15 protein-coding genes and 1 pseudogene are annotated in these 17,460 nt (G+C 42.0%); 9 read left to right on the plus strand and 7 right to left on the minus strand.

Annotation, left to right across the window (positions count from 1 at the left end; genetic code table 11):
* The 5 genes and pseudogenes from OGM63_RS04580 to OGM63_RS04600 form a co-directional block, all read left to right on the plus strand.
* Positions 1–312: pseudogene (locus OGM63_RS04580) on the plus strand (hypothetical protein); the annotation flags it as partial.
* Positions 313–390: 78 nt separating this feature from the next.
* A complete protein-coding gene (locus OGM63_RS04585) occupies positions 391–2,472 on the plus strand; it encodes an NAD(P)H-quinone oxidoreductase subunit 5 (protein ID WP_263744320.1) in 2,082 nt (693 codons plus the stop codon).
* Between the two features lie 59 nt (positions 2,473–2,531).
* Positions 2,532–2,723, plus strand: a complete 192-nt coding sequence (locus tag OGM63_RS04590; RefSeq protein ID WP_094339619.1) for a type II toxin-antitoxin system HicB family antitoxin — start codon at positions 2,532–2,534, stop codon at positions 2,721–2,723.
* Positions 2,720–2,905: a type II toxin-antitoxin system HicA family toxin gene (locus OGM63_RS04595; protein WP_263744321.1), complete on the plus strand. Its 186-nt coding sequence runs from the start codon at positions 2,720–2,722 to the stop codon at positions 2,903–2,905. The genes OGM63_RS04590 and OGM63_RS04595 overlap by 4 nt, the downstream gene beginning before the upstream one ends.
* A gap of 24 nt (positions 2,906–2,929) precedes the next feature.
* Positions 2,930–3,175 (plus strand): addiction module protein, encoded by a 246-nt coding sequence (locus OGM63_RS04600; protein WP_263744322.1) that lies wholly within the window; start codon positions 2,930–2,932, stop codon positions 3,173–3,175.
* A 187-nt stretch (positions 3,176–3,362) separates the two neighbouring features.
* Here OGM63_RS04600 and OGM63_RS30020 read toward each other — a convergent pair whose 3' ends face one another.
* From OGM63_RS30020 to OGM63_RS04610, 3 genes are read right to left on the minus strand one after another with little or no spacing between them, the layout of a single operon-like run.
* On the minus strand, positions 3,363–3,626 hold the full coding sequence (locus OGM63_RS30020) for a ParE family toxin-like protein (protein ID WP_445974548.1): 264 nt from the start codon (positions 3,624–3,626) through the stop codon (positions 3,363–3,365).
* Positions 3,623–3,853, minus strand: a complete 231-nt coding sequence (locus OGM63_RS04605) for a hypothetical protein (RefSeq protein WP_263744324.1) — start codon at positions 3,851–3,853, stop codon at positions 3,623–3,625. Before OGM63_RS04605 ends, OGM63_RS30020 begins: the two co-directional genes overlap by 4 nt.
* A 16-nt stretch (positions 3,854–3,869) precedes the next feature.
* Positions 3,870–4,166: a hypothetical protein gene (locus OGM63_RS04610; RefSeq protein ID WP_263744325.1), complete on the minus strand. Its 297-nt coding sequence runs from the start codon at positions 4,164–4,166 to the stop codon at positions 3,870–3,872.
* Between the two features lie 337 nt (positions 4,167–4,503).
* On the opposite strand from OGM63_RS04610, the gene ndhD1 reads away from it, so the two are divergent.
* Positions 4,504–6,078, plus strand: coding sequence for a photosynthetic/respiratory NAD(P)H-quinone oxidoreductase subunit D1 (ndhD1, locus tag OGM63_RS04615; RefSeq protein ID WP_263744326.1), 1,575 nt, complete (start codon positions 4,504–4,506; stop codon positions 6,076–6,078).
* Positions 6,079–6,210: 132 nt separating this feature from the next.
* Here ndhD1 and OGM63_RS04620 read toward each other — a convergent pair whose 3' ends face one another.
* Positions 6,211–6,708: a hypothetical protein gene (locus OGM63_RS04620; protein ID WP_318528401.1), complete on the minus strand. Its 498-nt coding sequence runs from the start codon at positions 6,706–6,708 to the stop codon at positions 6,211–6,213.
* A gap of 264 nt (positions 6,709–6,972) precedes the next feature.
* Between OGM63_RS04620 and OGM63_RS04625 the strand changes: the two genes are divergently transcribed.
* Together OGM63_RS04625 and OGM63_RS04630 are read left to right on the plus strand one after the other, a co-directional pair.
* Entirely contained in the window at positions 6,973–7,695 is a 723-nt protein-coding gene (locus tag OGM63_RS04625) for a Uma2 family endonuclease (protein ID WP_263744332.1), read from the plus strand.
* A gap of 708 nt (positions 7,696–8,403) precedes the next feature.
* The gene (locus tag OGM63_RS04630; protein ID WP_263744327.1) at positions 8,404–12,525 is read left to right on the plus strand and encodes a substrate-binding domain-containing protein; all 4,122 of its coding nucleotides are present in this window, start codon (positions 8,404–8,406) and stop codon (positions 12,523–12,525) included.
* A gap of 209 nt (positions 12,526–12,734) precedes the next feature.
* On the opposite strand, the gene OGM63_RS04635 is transcribed toward OGM63_RS04630, so the two are convergent.
* The 3 genes from OGM63_RS04635 to OGM63_RS04645 form a co-directional block, all read right to left on the minus strand.
* Positions 12,735–14,267 carry a BamA/TamA family outer membrane protein gene (locus OGM63_RS04635; RefSeq protein ID WP_263744328.1) on the minus strand — a complete coding sequence of 511 codons (1,533 nt, stop codon included), beginning with the start codon at positions 14,265–14,267 and terminating at the stop codon, positions 12,735–12,737.
* Positions 14,268–14,473: 206 nt separating this feature from the next.
* Positions 14,474–14,932 carry a DUF2141 domain-containing protein gene (locus tag OGM63_RS04640; protein WP_263744329.1) on the minus strand — a complete coding sequence of 153 codons (459 nt, stop codon included), beginning with the start codon at positions 14,930–14,932 and terminating at the stop codon, positions 14,474–14,476.
* Between the two features lie 433 nt (positions 14,933–15,365).
* Positions 15,366–15,734 (minus strand): pentapeptide repeat-containing protein, encoded by a 369-nt coding sequence (locus OGM63_RS04645; protein WP_263744330.1) that lies wholly within the window; start codon positions 15,732–15,734, stop codon positions 15,366–15,368.
* Positions 15,735–16,273: 539 nt separating this feature from the next.
* On the opposite strand from OGM63_RS04645, the gene tnpB reads away from it, so the two are divergent.
* Positions 16,274–17,460, plus strand: a 1,187-nt coding sequence (tnpB, locus tag OGM63_RS04650) for an IS200/IS605 family element RNA-guided endonuclease TnpB (RefSeq protein ID WP_263744331.1), incomplete at its 3' end; no start/stop codon positions are given.

Here is a 17,460-nt window from a genome sequence, read left to right on the forward strand (position 1 = left end):
GGAGGACAAGGAGGACAAGGAGGACAAGGAGGACAAGGAGGACAAGGAGGACAAGGAGGACAAGGAGGACAAGGAGGACAAGGAGGACAAGGAGGACAAGGAGGACAAGGAGGACAAGGAGGACAAGATAAATTTTTTTCTCCCTTGTCTCCCTTGTCTCCCTTGTCTCCCTTGTCTCCCTTGTCTCCCCATCCCCCCATCCCCCCTCTCCCCATCCCCAATGCCCCAAATCTAAAACCATGCTTAACTACCTCACCTAACAACCATCGGGTGGGGTATTTTATGCTAAAAGGTGTGTGTCACAATTATTAACAGTTGCGACCTGGACAGATGCCTTTGGGCAAAGCTGTCAAAAGCGAACGTGAAGAATTATAAATGTAGGCGTCAGTGATGGAAGTTATCTATCAGTATGCCTGGCTGATTCCGGTATTACCTCTTTTAGGAGCAATGCTGGTCGGTCTAGGGTTAATCTCGATGAATCAGGTGACAAACGCAGCCAGAAAGCTAAACGCGGCGTTCATTATCTCCCTGGTGGGAGTAGCAATGGGGCTGTCGTTTGCCTTGCTGTGGAGTCAAATTCAAGGACATGCGCCTTATATCCGCACTATAGAATGGGCGTCAGCAGGCAATTTTCACCTGAACATGGGCTACACTATTGACCACCTAACAGCCCTGATGCTGGTGATTGTGACAACAGTAGCCTTCTTAGTCATGGTGTACACCGATGGCTACATGGCTCACGACCCAGGATATGTAAGGTTTTACGCTTATCTCAGCTTGTTTGGCTCTTCAATGCTGGGTTTGGTGGTCAGCCCCAACTTAGTCCAGATTTATATATTCTGGGAACTAGTGGGGATGTGTTCTTACTTGCTGGTCGGGTTTTGGTACGATCGCAAGTCAGCAGCAGATGCAGCTCAAAAAGCTTTTGTCACCAACCGCGTGGGTGACTTTGGTTTGCTGTTGGGTATTTTAGGGCTATTCTGGGCGACAGGAAGCTTTGATTTTCAGGTGATGGGCGATCGCCTCGCACAACTTGTCGAATCAGGTTCCATTAGCAATGCTCTCGCCATCCTGTTTGCGATTTTAGTCTTCTTGGGTCCGGTAGCCAAATCAGCCCAATTCCCCCTGCATGTGTGGCTACCCGATGCGATGGAAGGTCCCACCCCCATTTCTGCCTTAATCCACGCAGCAACGATGGTGGCAGCGGGTGTTTTCCTCATTGCCAGGATGTACCCCGTATTTGAACACGTCCCAGCGGCAATGAACGTAATTGCCTACACTGGGGCATTCACCGCCTTTTTGGGGGCAACAATTGCCATAACCCAAAACGACATCAAAAAGGGTTTAGCTTACTCCACCATCTCCCAACTCGGTTACATGGTGATGGCGATGGGAGTGGGTGCTTACTCTGCCGGACTTTTCCACCTGATGACTCACGCCTACTTTAAGGCGATGCTGTTCTTAGGTTCTGGTTCAGTGATTCATGGGATGGAAGGAGTCGTAGGTCATGACCCCGTTTTGGCGCAGGATATGCGCTTGATGGGGGGACTGCGGAAATACATGCCATTTACCGCAATTACCTTCTTTATCGGTTGCTTGGCAATTTCCGGTATCCCACCTTTTGCAGGTTTCTGGTCAAAAGATGAAATTTTGGGAGAAGCTTTTCAAGCTAGTCCACTTCTTTGGTTTGTTGGCTGGTTAACTGCCGGCATTACTGCTTTTTACATGTTTAGAATGTATTTCTCGACATTTGAAGGCAGCTTTAGAGGCAATGACCAGAAAATCAAACAGAAACTCAAAAAAGCAGCCACAATCGTTCTGGAATTAGAGACAGAAGCAGCAGCAACCCCTGTTTATGGTCCTGGGGCGATGAAACATGGCGAATTACAAGCACATGACTCCCACGGGCATCATAGCGATTCTCCCCATGAATCGCCGTGGACAATGACCTTGCCTTTGGTGGTGTTGGCGATTCCTTCGATGTTGATTGGTTTGGTGGGAACACCTTACGCTAACTACTTTGAGCAATTTATCTTTCCTCCCAGCGAAACCCTCGCAGAAGTGATGGAAAAATCCGCCGAGTTCAACCCGACGGAATTTTACATTATGGCGGGAAATTCAGTGGGAATCGCTTTGATTGGGATTACATTGGCTTCGCTGATGTATTTGTGGCGGAAAATTGATCCTAGTGCGATCGCACAAAAAATCAAACCGCTTTACGAACTATCCCTCAACAAGTGGTACTTTGATGACATTTACCATCGCGTCTTTGTCCTCGGCTTGCGTCGCGTAGCCAGACAAGTGATGGAAGTTGACTTCCGCGTAGTCGATGGTGCTGTTAACCTGACAGGCTTTTTCACCCTAGTTAGTGGTGAAGGTTTGAAATACCTAGAAAACGGTCGCGCTCAATTCTATGCCTTGATTATATTTGGCGCAGTTTTGGGCTTAGTGATTGTCTTTGGTGTCACCTAATTTTTATAGGGGTGGGCAAATGTCCGCCCCTAAATTTTTTAAAAGTAGCGAATAGGCGAATGATAAAGAAAAAATACATTTACTGGCAAGATGATGATATGTGGTTAGGTTATCTCGAAGAATATCCTGACTATTGGACTCAAGGTGAAACTGAAGAGGAGCTAAGAGAAAATCTACTCGATATTTACAATGAATTAACAAGTGGAACTATCCAAAATATTCGTAGAGTTGCAGAACTTGAAGTTTCATGAAACGAAGAGACTTAATCAGTAAACTTGAAGAAATGGGTTGTATCTTCGTTCGTCATGGTGGCAAACATGATTGGTATCAGAATCCAATAACAAAAATATCTCAAGCTGTTCCTAGACATAGGGAAATTAAGGAGCAACTTGCAAAACATATTATTAAAATGCTTAACGATGAAACAGGCTAATGCTTAGAATAAAAGGTACTCACTATGACCCTTGAACAGCTTGAAGCCGAAGTTCTTGCACTTCCAAAAGATTCTCAAGTGATTTTATTAGCAAGATTAGTGGAAAGATTGGGTCAAGAAAGTGGAATAGATCAAGAAATTGCGGCTAGTTGGGCTGAAGAAGCCCAAAAGCGTGATGAAGATATGAACACCAATCAAATTACTGGTATTCCGTCTGAAGAATTGTTTCAACGAGTTCGTGCATCTTTACAATATTATTGTATGAAATAATTTTGCCCTAAAACCAACAAAGTCAACAGCCTAGGCTTCGACTTCCGATTCGTGATTGAGAAGGTCGCGTTCAATTCTATTACATTATTTATTGAATTGACATTTAAGGATTTTCAGGATCGAGAAAAACTACTAATATTTAAAATATGGAATTTTATTATAAGTGGTAAATAAAAGAGCGATCGCATTATGAAAAAAAGCTCTCATAATCGTCATGACTACCTATCCAAAACCATGTAACTGTATCACCCTCCAAAACCCCAATTGCTCGATAATTACGAGTTATTCTGACAGACCAAATATTCTCCTCGTTATTTATACATTTGAAATGCAAAGACGGATGAAAAGGGTTTTCTCTCCATAACTGATAAGCTTTTCTCGCACTCTGTCTAACTTGCTTGTCAAGGGACTGATATTTATCCCAAAAAGAAGCAAGAGTAGCAGACTTCATAACTTTTCATAGTTCATTGGTTTTGCAAGTCCTTCTGCAATCTCTCTTTTAGCGGATTGGGCACATGCAATCAGTTGTTGTTGAGTTTTCTGAAATGATTTATCCCATTTCAATTCATCTTGCAAATCTTCCAGGTACTCTCCAAGATGTTCTGCAACTCTTTCTTGCACATCTTCAGATAAAGATTCCATCATCTTAATTACAGTAGCGATCGCTCTCGATGACATAATCGAATTTCCCTTATCAACTTTCCCTGTTTATTTTACTAAAAAAACTCAATTCCCTTCGCCTACTGTAGTCCCAAAGCTCTGAAACTGGGAAAGTTTGTCCTACTGCTGCTTGTCGCACGGACTCTTGCAGTTCGGCTAATATTTGTGCTTTCGGCTCTTGTTCATCAATCCAAGCTAAACCACTGACGTTATCAGAATTTATGGAACTCATAAGCTGTTGCCAAAGTTCTATAGGGACGAGTACATCTGTTGTTTCTCCATTGACGTTGGTGACATAACGAATCTGATTTTCAATTTGTGCGATTATCATAGGGTTAGTTCTCCTGTGATGCTTTTTTGTACCAAATCGCTTTTTTCAACAACCACCAAACAGCATCATGTATTTTTAGCGATGGGTTGGGTTACGCGATCGCACCCCTAGACTATAATTTTAGCGGCTTTTTTCGGGTAAATTTTTGACTTGACTGGGGAGTATCACAACCCACATTCGGCACCCCCTCAAGTCAAAGGAGACTGCCAAGAGACAAAATGACGGATTGCCAATTTAATTAAATCAACCTAACGAGGAAGACTAAATCCCGAAAAAGCTGTTAGTTAATAACTAGTGACTTTTTGCCAAACATAATTTTCATTCCCGACAACTTGTGATGAATACAGCTAATTTTCCGTGGTTGACGACGATTATTTTGTTTCCGATAGCGGCGTCACTACTGATACCCTTAATCCCGGATAAAGACGGCAAAACAGTGCGCTGGTATGCCCTGATTGTCGGATTGATTGATTTTGCGCTGATTGTTTACGCTTTTTATACCCAGTACGACTTCGCCAATCCGGATTTGCAATTGGTGGAGAGTTACCCGTGGGTACCGCAACTCGATTTGAATTGGTCAGTAGGGGCAGATGGTTTGGCAATGCCCCTAATTATTTTGACTGGATTCATTACCACCCTGGCGATTTTAGCAGCTTGGCCTGTGACGCTCAAGCCCAGGCTATTCTACTTTCTGATTTTGGCGATGTATGGTGGTCAAATTGCCGTGTTTGCCGTTCAGGATATGTTGCTATTTTTCCTGGTGTGGGAACTGGAACTAGTACCGATTTACTTTTTGCTGTCGATTTGGGGAGGTAAAAAGCGGCAATACGCAGCAACCAAGTTTATTTTATACACTGCTGGTGGGTCGCTGTTTATTTTGCTGGCTACCTTGACAATGGGATTTTACGGCAATACGGTGACGTTTGATATGCGATCGCTTGCCCTAAAAGATTACGCCCTAAATTTCCAGCTTTTAATGTACGCTGGCTTTTTGATTGCCTACGCTGTCAAATTGCCAATCATTCCCTTGCACACCTGGCTACCAGATGCCCACGGTGAAGCCACAGCCCCCGTACACATGTTGCTAGCGGGTATTTTGCTGAAAATGGGCGGTTACGCCTTAATTCGCATGAATGCCCAAATGCTACCCGATGCTCACGCTTATTTTGCACCTGCGTTAGTGGTTTTGGGGGTAGTTAACATCATCTACGCTGCCTTAACATCCTTTGCCCAGCGCAACCTGAAGCGGAAAATTGCCTACTCTTCAATTTCTCACATGGGCTTTGTGCTCATTGGTTTTGCCTCCTTCACCGATTTGGGATTAAGTGGGGCAGTTTTACAAATGGTTTCCCACGGCTTAATTGGGGCAAGTTTGTTCTTTTTGGTAGGGGCAACTTATGACCGCACCCACACCCTGATGTTGGATGAAATGGGTGGTGTGGGTAAGAGAATGCCGAAGATTTTCGCCATGTTTACTACTTGTTCGATGGCATCTTTGGCATTACCAGGGATGAGCGGTTTTGTGGCAGAATTAATGGTATTTGTCGGCTTTGCCACCAGCGATGCTTATAGTTCTACCTTTAAAGTTATCGTTGTGTTTTTAATGGCAGTTGGGGTAATTTTAACTCCGATTTATCTGCTATCGATGCTACGAGAAATTTTCTATGGGGAAGAAAACGAAGAATTAGTTTCTCACCAAGCTTTGATAGATGCTGAACCTCGGGAAGTGTTTATCATTGCTTGTTTGTTAATACCAATTATTGGAATTGGTTTCTATCCTAAGTTACTGACTCAGATGTATGATGCGACAACTGTGCAGTTAACCGCAAGGTTACGCGATTCAGTGCCGACTTTGGTGCAGCAAAAAGAAGTACCAACGGTGTCTTTAAATGCGCCGGCAATTGGTAATTAGAAAGTTAATTTCCAATTAATATTGCTTTGAGGGTGGGTTGTTTACCTGCCCTTTTTTGTCAAGAATGTAGAGACGTAGCAGTGCTACGTCTCTAGGGGGTTCTGGATAAAGCATTCAGATAAAATTACCATATTAATTATCACTATTATCAATAAAACTTCTTAAAATTCCTAAAATTTTTCTGACATCATTTATAAAATATTCATTTAAATCAATCTCTATTATTTGTCCAGACAAACGCAGAAATTTCCAGTTAGTACCTGTGGTGACACTACCGTAAATTGTTTTAATTTCATTGTCTTTTTGCTGGTTAAATAATTGTGCAGCTACCATTTCTGCTATGCATTGTCCCAAACCAGATTGAATATTATCATTTTTAGCTTCTACTAAAGCAATGACTGGTGCTTTAATAATTATTTGCTCGGAAGATTTACTAATAAGAAAATCACAAAAACCAGTTAACCCTTTTTCGGGACTAACGTTAAACTCTCGACCAGAAAACAAACTAATTTTATTTTGTAATAGCTCTTTTAGTTCTACAAGAAGTGGTGTCAAAATCAATTCCGAACGAGCTTTTTCAGTACCAATAGCTAATGCTAATGGTACATATTTTTGGAGTGATTGTGCCAAAAAATCGCTGTATTCTACTGGGTGCGTGTCCGCAGTCCCACAGTTTCCACAATGGTGATTCCCAAGGTTGTCTCAACAGTGTCTATACTGAATTGACTGTATGACATTTGACAAAATTTTGATAAAATTTAATTCTTCTGCTATTAAACTTGATTTTATCTAAAATCTCACGATTTCTTTGGCAAGTATGGCAAAATACAAAGCTTCTACTCGGTGAATCAATTTTCTACAATCTATTTAGAATCAGCTTTGGCACAACCGCTCATGTTAGACTACAACCCATTGCACTGTTTGCCATCTTCCGAAGAATTACCCGACTCAGACGATACACCTGTGGATAATGAACTACAAGATTTGATTCCCGGCTTGCTAAAAGCGATGCTGGCTTTGCTATGGTCAGAGCGTTGGGATTGGTTCTTTGGTGTTGATATGGGTGTTTATTACGACCCAGATAAACCAGCGATTATCCCCGATGGATTTCTCAGCTTAGGAGTTAAACGCTTTATTGATGAGGATTTACGCCTAAGTTATGTGCTTTGGTCAGAAAATAAGCTGCCAATTTTGATACTAGAGGTTGTTTCTCAAATCCATCGGGGAGAATACAGCACTAAGAAAGAATTCTATGCCAAAGAATTAGGGATTTTGTATTACGTTGTATATAATCCCCGTCGTCGCAAAAACCCACCTTTGGAAGTCTATCGTTTAGTGAATGGGGAATATGAGTTACAGCCAGGAAATCCGGTTTGGCTACCGGAGATTAATTTAGGAATTGGACGAGAACGCGGAATTTATCAAGGTATAGCACGGGAGTGGTTGTACTGGTATGACGAAGGAGGGCAGAGATTGCTGACACCAGAAGAACGCATTATAGAAGCGGAAGAACGCGCAAGTTATGAGGAACAGCGACGTGTGGAAGCAGAACAAAAAGCACGAATGCTGGTAGAAAAATTGAAAGCCTTAGGTGTCGATCCAGAAAGTTTGGGTTGATATTTTGCTTGGACGACTAGAAGTTTCGGCGTTTTGCGTAGGAATAAACATCGCACTCACTTAAGAATATGGATTTTGGCGCTAAATGTGACACTCCTTACTTCCTTTTTTTCGTGTTTGCGATCGCAGACGATAATTTATGTGACATTTTTGGCGACTTGGCTAAAGTCTGCGGGGGTCGGTATTTGGGTCAAATGCTTCCCTCTGGTGTTAAAGGGGATTCTTGTTAAGAAATTATTTAATTTTTGACTTTTTGCATATTTTCCGGAATAAATTATCATGATTTCACAACATAGTATAGTTTGCATCATAATATGCTCCTCATTTTAAGTAAATAAACTATATTAATTTGCCTATAAAGTATGATGAGATAAACTAATTGAGAAAAATTTAAATATTTATCAGCAAATCTCAAGATATTTCTCAAATAAAAACGAAAAACTTACGATCAAGATGAGTCAAGTTCGGCGTAATTAGCTTGAAGCTTTGCGATCAAAAGTGATGTGAAAGACCTTAAAAAAAAAGAAACACACAATCAACATGGCTTTCAGGCAAGATCAAAGAAAAGCGAAGTATAGGAGAATACTAGCACTGTCAACAATTCGGAGATAGATGACATAAATGTATAATTAGGGCGTCTCCTAAGAATAAAAAGATAACGATTAAGACTAGTCGGTAATAATATTCCTTTACCTTGATAAGGGGCATATGTGGCAAAAAGAGAAAAAAGATAGTTCGATAGTCAGTTTGGCATTATTGCTGGCATTAACTTCCCCAGCAGTAACTCTCTTCGCACCAAACTGTGTACAAGCAGCACAATCTGCAACTGAAGATCCTTCATTTCCTCTACCGCAAACACTTGAAAACGGGACGAAAGTAAGGATCGATGGTTCAAGTAGCATGACACCAATCAATCAAAGCCTGAAAGAAAGTTTTGAAAAACAGTTTTCGGGCACTTCAGTTGAATTAGCTGCCAACGGGACAAATTCTGCTTTGAAAGCTTTGCAAGATGGTAAAATCGATATAGCCACAATTGGTCGCGACTTGACACCAGAAGAAAAAGCACAAGGTTTAGAACAATTGCGGGTGCGGCGCGAAAAAATAGCGATCGTAGTTGGTGCTTCTAATCCTTTTAAAGGCAGCTTGACAAGTAAGCAATTTGCGAAAATTTTTAGAGGGGAAATTGCCAATTGGTCTGAGTTAGGAAGATCTGATGCGAAAATTCGCTTTATTGACCGTCCGACAACAAGCGACACTCGCGAGTCTTTACGCGGCTATCCAGTCTTCAAAACTGATAAATTTGCCACAGGCTCTACAGCTACCCAATTAGCTGATGATAATACGGCAGAAATGATCAAGGAACTGGGCAAAGATGGCATCAGTTATGTCATGGTCAATCAAATATCAAAGCTGCAAGATGTGCGATCGCTCAAATTGCATAATACCTCTCCAGACGATCCGAGATATCCTTTCTCCCAGCCTTTGGTATACGTTTACAAGAAAAATCCTAGTTTAGGTATTGCAGGTTTTCTTGGTTTTACAACCGCAAAACCAGGTATTCAAGCGATAGAAAAAGCCAGAACTGCCGAAGCTAATGCGATCGCTGCCAGTCTACTACAAACAATCCCCCCAAATCCAACTGCCTCACCAACTATTGTGCCGACAGAAGGTGCAACTTCACCGCTTGGGGAAGGTACCAACCCCACAACGGCTAATCAAAATAATTCCCCAGTACCTGTAGTACCAACTACTGATAAGATTCAAAACGTTACCAATGATAGAATATCGCCTTGGTGGTGGCTGTTAGCTTTGCCTGTAGTTGGCGGTTTATTCTGGTTGCTAGGAAAAAGAGGATCAAAATCTCAACCAACAGACAACATCATAGAATCATCCAATCAGCCCTTAGAAGAGGCTATACCAACAGCAGCCCTAGGCGCAAGTGTTGCCCCTCCAGTTAGCGAGGATTTGTCTGATAACCAGTTGCTTCGCGCTTACGCGCAAACACAATCTGGCGCAGTAGAAAATACTACCCACATGTCAGAGAATTTGCCACAAGGGGTAACTAACACCGCAGATAACCTAGCTGAGGATACAACATCTCCAGTATCCAACATTACCTCTGGTGGTAGCGGATTAGGAGGCATTGTCGCAATAGGGGTAGGGACAAGCATTTGGTCGCCACCCTCTGACAAAGAAGCAGTAGATGAAACTACAGCAATCAGAAATAATACTGAAATAGTATCGCCTGATGTTACCAAAATCGGATATGATGCCGAAGCACCTATAACCGAAGTTACAACCGCCCAACCACCAGATGCACCAATACCCACGGCTGAAGCACAACCACCAGCACAATCAAACACCTCTACGGGTGGTATAGTAGCAGCAGGCGGGTCAATACTTTGGTCGCAATTAACTGGTAGTTCACAAAGAGAAGCGATCGCGGAAACTACACAAAGCAACAATCTGGAAGAAGATGTCTGGGATATTGAAACTCCACCAGCCGAAGTCACAACCCCCAAACTGCAATATTCCACGACACTAGATGCATCGGCAACTGAAGTTAGAGATTCTCTCCCCCTTGCATTTGACGTAAATATTAAAGCACCAACAACGGAAATTACAGCTTCAGTCCCCCAACAGCCAGATGTTTCTACTATAGAAACATCTAAAACTGAAGTGACAAATTCCCTCCCCCTTGCATCGAATGTAGAAGCAGCGCAAATTCCTACACCTGCATCTGATGTAAATGAAGTGACAAATTCTCTCTTCGTTGCATCGAATCCAGAAGCATCGATAATTGAAATTACACCCGCAGGAGCGCAAATTCATCCAGTTGCATCTGATGAAGATGTAGAAACACCCACAAGGGAAATTACAGCTTCATTCCCCCAACAGCCAGATGTCTCTGAATTTGTATCCGATGAAGATGCAGAAACATCCACAAGAGAAATTACAGCTTCATTCCCCGAACCTGCATTACTCGAAGATGACTGGGACATGGAATTTGCACAAGACGAAAAAGAAGTACAACCACCAGCACAACAATTCAACTGGTTACAGAATATTACCTCTGCCGGTGGTGCCGTAGCAGCAGGAAGTGGGGCAGTACTTTGGTCGCGATCGCAAAATAGAGGTTCACAAACAGAAGCTACTAACCAAACCACACAAACCAACGATGGTGATGAAGATTTTTGGGATATCGAAACACCCGCAATTGAATCGCCAGATGTTCTGGAAGTTGCATCTAATCAAGTAGAAACACCGATAACGCAAATTACCGATTCTCTACCCGAATCGCCAGATGTCCCGGAAGTTGCATTACTCGAAGACGATTGGGACATGGAATTCTCCGCAGACGAGACAGAGGAACAACCAGCACAATCTAACTGGCTAGAGAATATTACCTCTGCGGGTAGTGCAGTAGTAGGAGGTGGGGCAGTACTTTGGTCGCGACTATCTGGTAAAGGCTCGCAACCAGAAGCAGATGATTATACCATAAAAGCCAGTAATAGTGACGAAGATTTGTGGGATATCGAAACACCTGCAACTCAACAGCTAGATGTTCCCGAATCTGTTTTGAATGCACAATTGCCAACAGTGGAAATTACACCTGCAACTCAACAACTAGATGTTCACGAATCTGTTTTGAATGCACAATTGCCAACAGTGGAAATTACACCTGCAACTCAACAACTAGATGTTCACGAATCTGTTTTGAATGCACAATTGCCAACAGTGGAAATTACACCTGCAACTCAACAACTAGATGTTCACGAATCTGTTTTGAATGCACAATTGCCAACAGTGGAAATTACACCTGCAATGCTGGAATTACCAGATGTTCCTTTATCTGCTTTGGATGTGGTTGCAGATGCAGCTGAAGAAGATTTATCTGCTGAATCAAACTGGCTAGAAAATATTACCTCTGGGGATGATGCAACTTTAGAAGATGATATATCATCAGATTTGTTTGATCTAGGACAGAGAACTTCTTTAAACTCAGCAGAACCAAGGGAAACATCCGCAGAAGTTACAGATGCAAGCTTAGAACTAACAGCCAACGTATCCATCGATCAAGACATAAACGAAACTGTATCTAACGTGTCGGAACCAGCACAAAATGTTACTGAAGACCGCAGATTAGACTTAGGGAGTGGTGTGGCTTTTGTGGTTGCAGGTGCGGGTGCTGGAGCTTGGGAACGGATTTATGGCATTAGAGAAAATACTGAAAATTTTGTTAAAGAAGATACAGTTAGTCCAGAAAAGAATGTAGAAAGCAGCATTGCGATCGCACCCCGGACAGCGAAATGGGCTTATGTATCTTGGAACGTTTCCGACAACCAGAAAAAAGCAGTGCAGCAAGAGTTCTGTTGTCAATTGGCGCTACGGTTGTATGATGCCACTGAGATTGACTTAAATTATCAGACTCCCACGCTGGTGCAGCAGTATGAATGTGAGGAGATCACACACGATCGCTATGTAGCGATTCCGGTGAGCGATCGCGATTATATCGCAGAAATTGGCTATCTAATTAATGGCGATCGCTGGTTTTTACTAGCTCGTTCAGCCACGGTTCGCATCTCTACCCGTCCCCAGGAAGATTTTTGGTTCCAAGCGGATGCTGAGTTAATCATCCACGGAGCAACAAAACCAGATGCAACTGTGACAATCGGTGGTCATTCCATTAAACTCAAACCCGATGGAACTTTCCACTTGCGTGTCCCCTTTACAGCCACCTTAATTGATTATCTCATGACCGCAGTAACTTCTGATGAGCAAGAGACTATAATCATTCACAAGAAGTTTTTCCAGGAAAGTCAAGAATAATTGGTAATGGGGCATTGGGCATATCCAGAGTCATACGTAGAGACGTTCCACTGGAACGTCTTTACAAGGGTTTCGGGCAACGCACTGGACGACGGAAAATCACCAGTGCTTCTGCAATTCCAAAAACTTTCACATAACTTTTGCTTAGTGATATTTGTCTTTTATGCTACGTTTAATCTTTTATTAATCTCTGCTGCTTTTGATTAACATCAAAACCGCTGATCGGTGGTAACTTCAAATTTGACCTCTCCCTGGTCGCTAACTCCCAAGTCACCACGAATCAAGCCAAACGGTGACTTGACTCGCAATCCTAACCCGTAACCAAAGCCACTTCCTGGTTTACCTCGCACTATACCCGGTTCCCCTAATACCGTTTTGCTAGAGCCAAAATCCGAAGCGAAGTCTGCAAATAAAACTCCTCCCACTCTGTGCAAAATCGGGAAGCGATATTCAAAAGAAGCTAATCCATAACTACGTGCGCTTGCGACTCTACCACCTCCATAACCTCTAACAGAATTCTGTCCACCCAATTCAAATGCGTTTGCGGGTGGAAATTCGCCGATATTTGTCCCTGCTTGCAAATTCAAAGCGATCATTTCGGTATTTTCTGTTGACCCATTACTACCTATCCAAGTAACTGGTACATATAAAATATAGTTAGCTTGCAATCGATTGCTGGCAATTTTACCGAGTCCGATGGGAATAGCTTGTTCGGTGCTAAGAGTGAGAAGCGATCCTTTAGTTGGATTGCGACGACGATCGCGTTGATCATTGCTAATCGCAAAGGACACCGTAACTAAATCATCAATACCAGTACCGCTTACCGAAAGTGGGGTTCCCAGTCTATCCACTTGTGCCACATTATAATCGCGATCGCGCAGGCTAATTCTGGTGTAGTTCAAACCTAAAGCTGCATCCCAATCATCAAAAGATTTTAAAACAGCTAAAGAACCCCCAAATCTTCCTTCTCGTGCGGTGCTACCGTTTGCCAACTTGATATCATCGTTGAAGGTTCGAGATAAATCTCGTTCACGAAAAGCTCGAAAGCTGTAGCCTAAACGACTTGGTTCACCTCGACGATAAGGGCTGATAAAGGAAGTGTCAAATTGAACATCTTTACCGCTGACTTGAATGCTAGTATCTAATTGTTCATTAAGTCCGTTGATATTTGCATCTGTATAACCTAGCTTACCATAAAGCCCAACATCACCGTTATCACCACCGCCAAAGCTCCAAGAAGGAAATTTATTTTCTCTAATGTAATAGACGATATTAACACCTGTGTCCGAATCTTCTAAAACAAAGTTGACTTTAGCAAATGAATTTAATCTCCTTAATCTTTCTAGGTCTTTTTGAAATAAATCGTTACGAAATATTTGACCTGGCTTTAATCTCAGATTGTCAATGATAAAATTTTTCGGAGTCCGTCCTTCTATAAGCCGACCTTTTTCATCTACCCACTTATCTTTATTATTGAGAAAACGGATTTGGATATCTTTAACTATTTTATCGCTAACCTCAGCCCTCTCAACACTTGGTAAAGATGTCGGGAGTGGTTGGGAAATATTCTCAGTGTGAGTTTCTACAATTGACGGCAAGTTGGTATCATCTTCTGGTTCTCCTTCAGCACGCACCTCGTAACTCCAACTGACCAACATGCCGACAATCAAAATTACAATTTGAATACGCATATCTAAAACTCGATCGTTCCCCACATCTTGATAACAGTTAAACTGTCCCATTACAAGAGATCGCGACTCGATTTAAATCGCGCTCTCAAAAATTGCAATCATTCACTGTAAAATATAGCGTTTCCTAGTCTGCTGAGGTACAAATTTATCTGCGTCCATCAGCCTTTATCTGTCTTCCGAAGCGGTTAATTCAATATTCTGTACCTCATGAATGTAGGAATCGCTTTTCCCGTCAAAGTAATGCTACGGGGTTTACTTTAGCCGAAAAAGTTCAGCAACTGAATTTGAATGTTAGTCTGTGGACCTGCCACTAAAAACGCAGAATCGGCAAACTTTGGTGCACCCGTGAGAATTTTCGGGTTTTGAGAAAAGCCAAACTCTTCAGTGGGAATACCTAGGGGATTTCGATTGAGAATACCGTCCCCGTTGGCATCATGAAAAGCAGCGATCGCATAATTTCCGGCTTTCAAATTGTCAAATTTAACTGTCAGCGGAGCGTTTTCTAGTTTGACACAACGGGCAGCCACTGCGCGATCGCTGCTGCTTGGAAATCCTCGTCCACCCGAAAACAAACTCAAGCAAACTTGCCCCCGCTGGCTTTTAAACCCGTTAATCGTCACAGTCAGGCTACCATTTGACACTGCTTTTGCTTCTTGTAAAGCTGTCAAGTTGATCACAGCGGTTAGAAGTAAAAGGGTTTTCAAAGTCCGTTGCATCTTGATTGATTCCTATGTAAAACACTACAAGTTTACGCAGTAATTTGATTAAAACCATAATTATTTGCCGATTTTAGTCGCAAATATTACCCACGCAACTAGTATAATAATGCCGCGAGGTTTGAGATAGTTTATACGTAGACGGGAAAAGCGATCGCTATGGTTCCGAGATTTATCTGGCTAAAAACTCCAAAATCGAGATTTGCGTAAGTCCTATATTGCATAAATTCATGACGAAAATTTATCACAAAAACTCTGCGTTACTCTGTCTTGAAAAGTTTGTTACGGAGGAAAAACCTCATGAAGCGAAGTCTGCCGGGACGAAGGATTCGTCCGACGAGCTTCGCAACTTTTCGCTGCCCTTACCTGGTGCGCTAGGAGTGCGTATCAAAATGCTCCGAACTCATGGAAAGCCGTACTGATTTCCACAAAATCAAATTAAGCGCATATTTTGACTTCTGGGGTCAAAACCTCTAGCAAATAGGGTACTCTCATCGTAAAAAGCACCACTGAAATTAGCTCCATACAGCTTAACATTATTTAGTTTGGCTCCCCGCAGATTAGCTTGACTTAAATTCGCTCCGCTGAGGTTCGCTCCAGTCAAGTTAGCTCTGGATAAGTTAGCTCCCTCAAAGTTAGCTCCCCATAATTTTGCTTTGGCTAAGTTAGCTCCACTTAAGTTTGCAGCCCATAAATTGATTCCGGGTAAATAAGCTTTAATTAGCTTAACTCCACTTAAATCTGCTATCGAAAAGTCTCTTTCCCCTGCGACATAACGCTGCTTCAATTCATCTGCATTCATTTTTACCTGTTAATAATTGCATAATTTTGTTTGAAATACGAACTTATACTACCTAAATTATATTTTTGCCAACATGGGGATTATTTGCATTTTTGGATTCAATACACTACTTGCAACCATATTTAGTTACTAAGCTTGTGCGACTTTAGCGATCGCTTTCTCTGATTCTGGGTGTTGTCAAATGTGACAAACGATCGCTTGTCACAGTTGCGTAAGCGAATAGAATTCGCTACTACACAAGCGTAGTCCACGGAGGTGGACTAATACAAAATCAAGGGTTAAAACCCTTGACGGTGCGATCGCTCCCGCGTTTGCATATCTGCGAGCACACCGTCAAGTTTCACGTCTCATCCATATTTGGCAAGAACCGGGGTTTCGTCTCGCACCGACGACGAAGCTGTAACTGTTGGTGTCCGACTAGGTTTGATTTCTACAAGCCGCACACTCGTGACTTATAGTCATGAGTTAGGCGCTCCATATTGAGCATGACTTTGTGTTACAATACCAGTGTATTTAACACGTTTAAGAAGTTTTCCTACGTGCAGAAAGCATTCAAGATTACACTAACTCCCACACACAACCAACAAGTCTTAATTAACAAGACTATTGGCTGTGCAAGGTTTGTGTACAACCACTTTTTAGCACTGAGAAAAGAGTTATATAACACGCTCGAAAAAACGTTAAACTATAATGCTTGTAGTCAGCAGTTAACTTTACTTAAAAAAGAGATTGCATGGCTCAAAGAGGTAGATAAATTTGCTCTACAAAACTCGCTCAAGAATCTAGAAACAGCGTATAAAAACTTCTTTCATGATTGCCAAAAAGCTCAAGGTAAGAAGGGCGTAGGCTTTCCTAAATTCAAAACCAAACATGTCTCCAAGCAGTCTTACAAAACTAACCTGACCAACGGCAACATTCAGGTAATAGAGAATAAGTGTAAGCTTCCGAAACTAGGTTGGGTAAAGTTTCACAAGTCTCAAGACATTACCGGAAAGCTTGTAAATGTTACGGTAACTCGCACTTCATCAGGTAAATATATTGCTAGTATTTTATGTGAAACAGAGATAGAAAAATACTCTCAAGTCACACAAAATGTTGGCTTAGATTTGGGAATTAAGTCCTATCTTGTTACCAGCAATGGAGAAGTTGTAGATAATCCGAAATATTACAAAACTCAAAGTCGTAAGTTACGTAAAGCACATAAAAAGCTATGTCGTAGTGTCAAGGGTAGTAGTAATCGAGTCAAAGCGAAAATCAAGCTGGCTCGTACTTACGAAATAATTACTAATCTTAGAGACGATTTTCTGCACAAGCTATCAACTCGCTTAATCAAAGAAAACAGTATTATCTGTATCGTTCGCGGAGCGTGTCGTAGACAAGATTTGCGAGTTGCCAATATGGTTAAAAATCACAAGTTGGCAATGAGTATTTCTGATGCTAGCTGGTCTAAGTTCATTGCCATGCTGGAATATAAAGCTTTGTGGCATGACAGAATTGTGCAGAAAGTTGGTACATTTTACCCCTCATCTCAAACTTGTAATCATTGTGGTTTCATTAACCCGTTAATCAAAGATTTAAAACTGCGTGAATGGACTTGTCCTACTTGCAGTAATTACAATTTGAGAGACAATAATGCGGCTTTGAACATATTGGGTGAGGGATTAAAACTTTTAACAGCAGCCGTCGGTGCGCCGGATGCTCTAAACGCCTATGGAGAATCTGTAAG

The sequence above is a fragment of the Plectonema radiosum NIES-515 genome (assembly GCF_025753815.1).
GTDB lineage: Bacteria > Cyanobacteriota > Cyanobacteriia > Cyanobacteriales > Nostocaceae > Hassallia > Hassallia radiosum_A.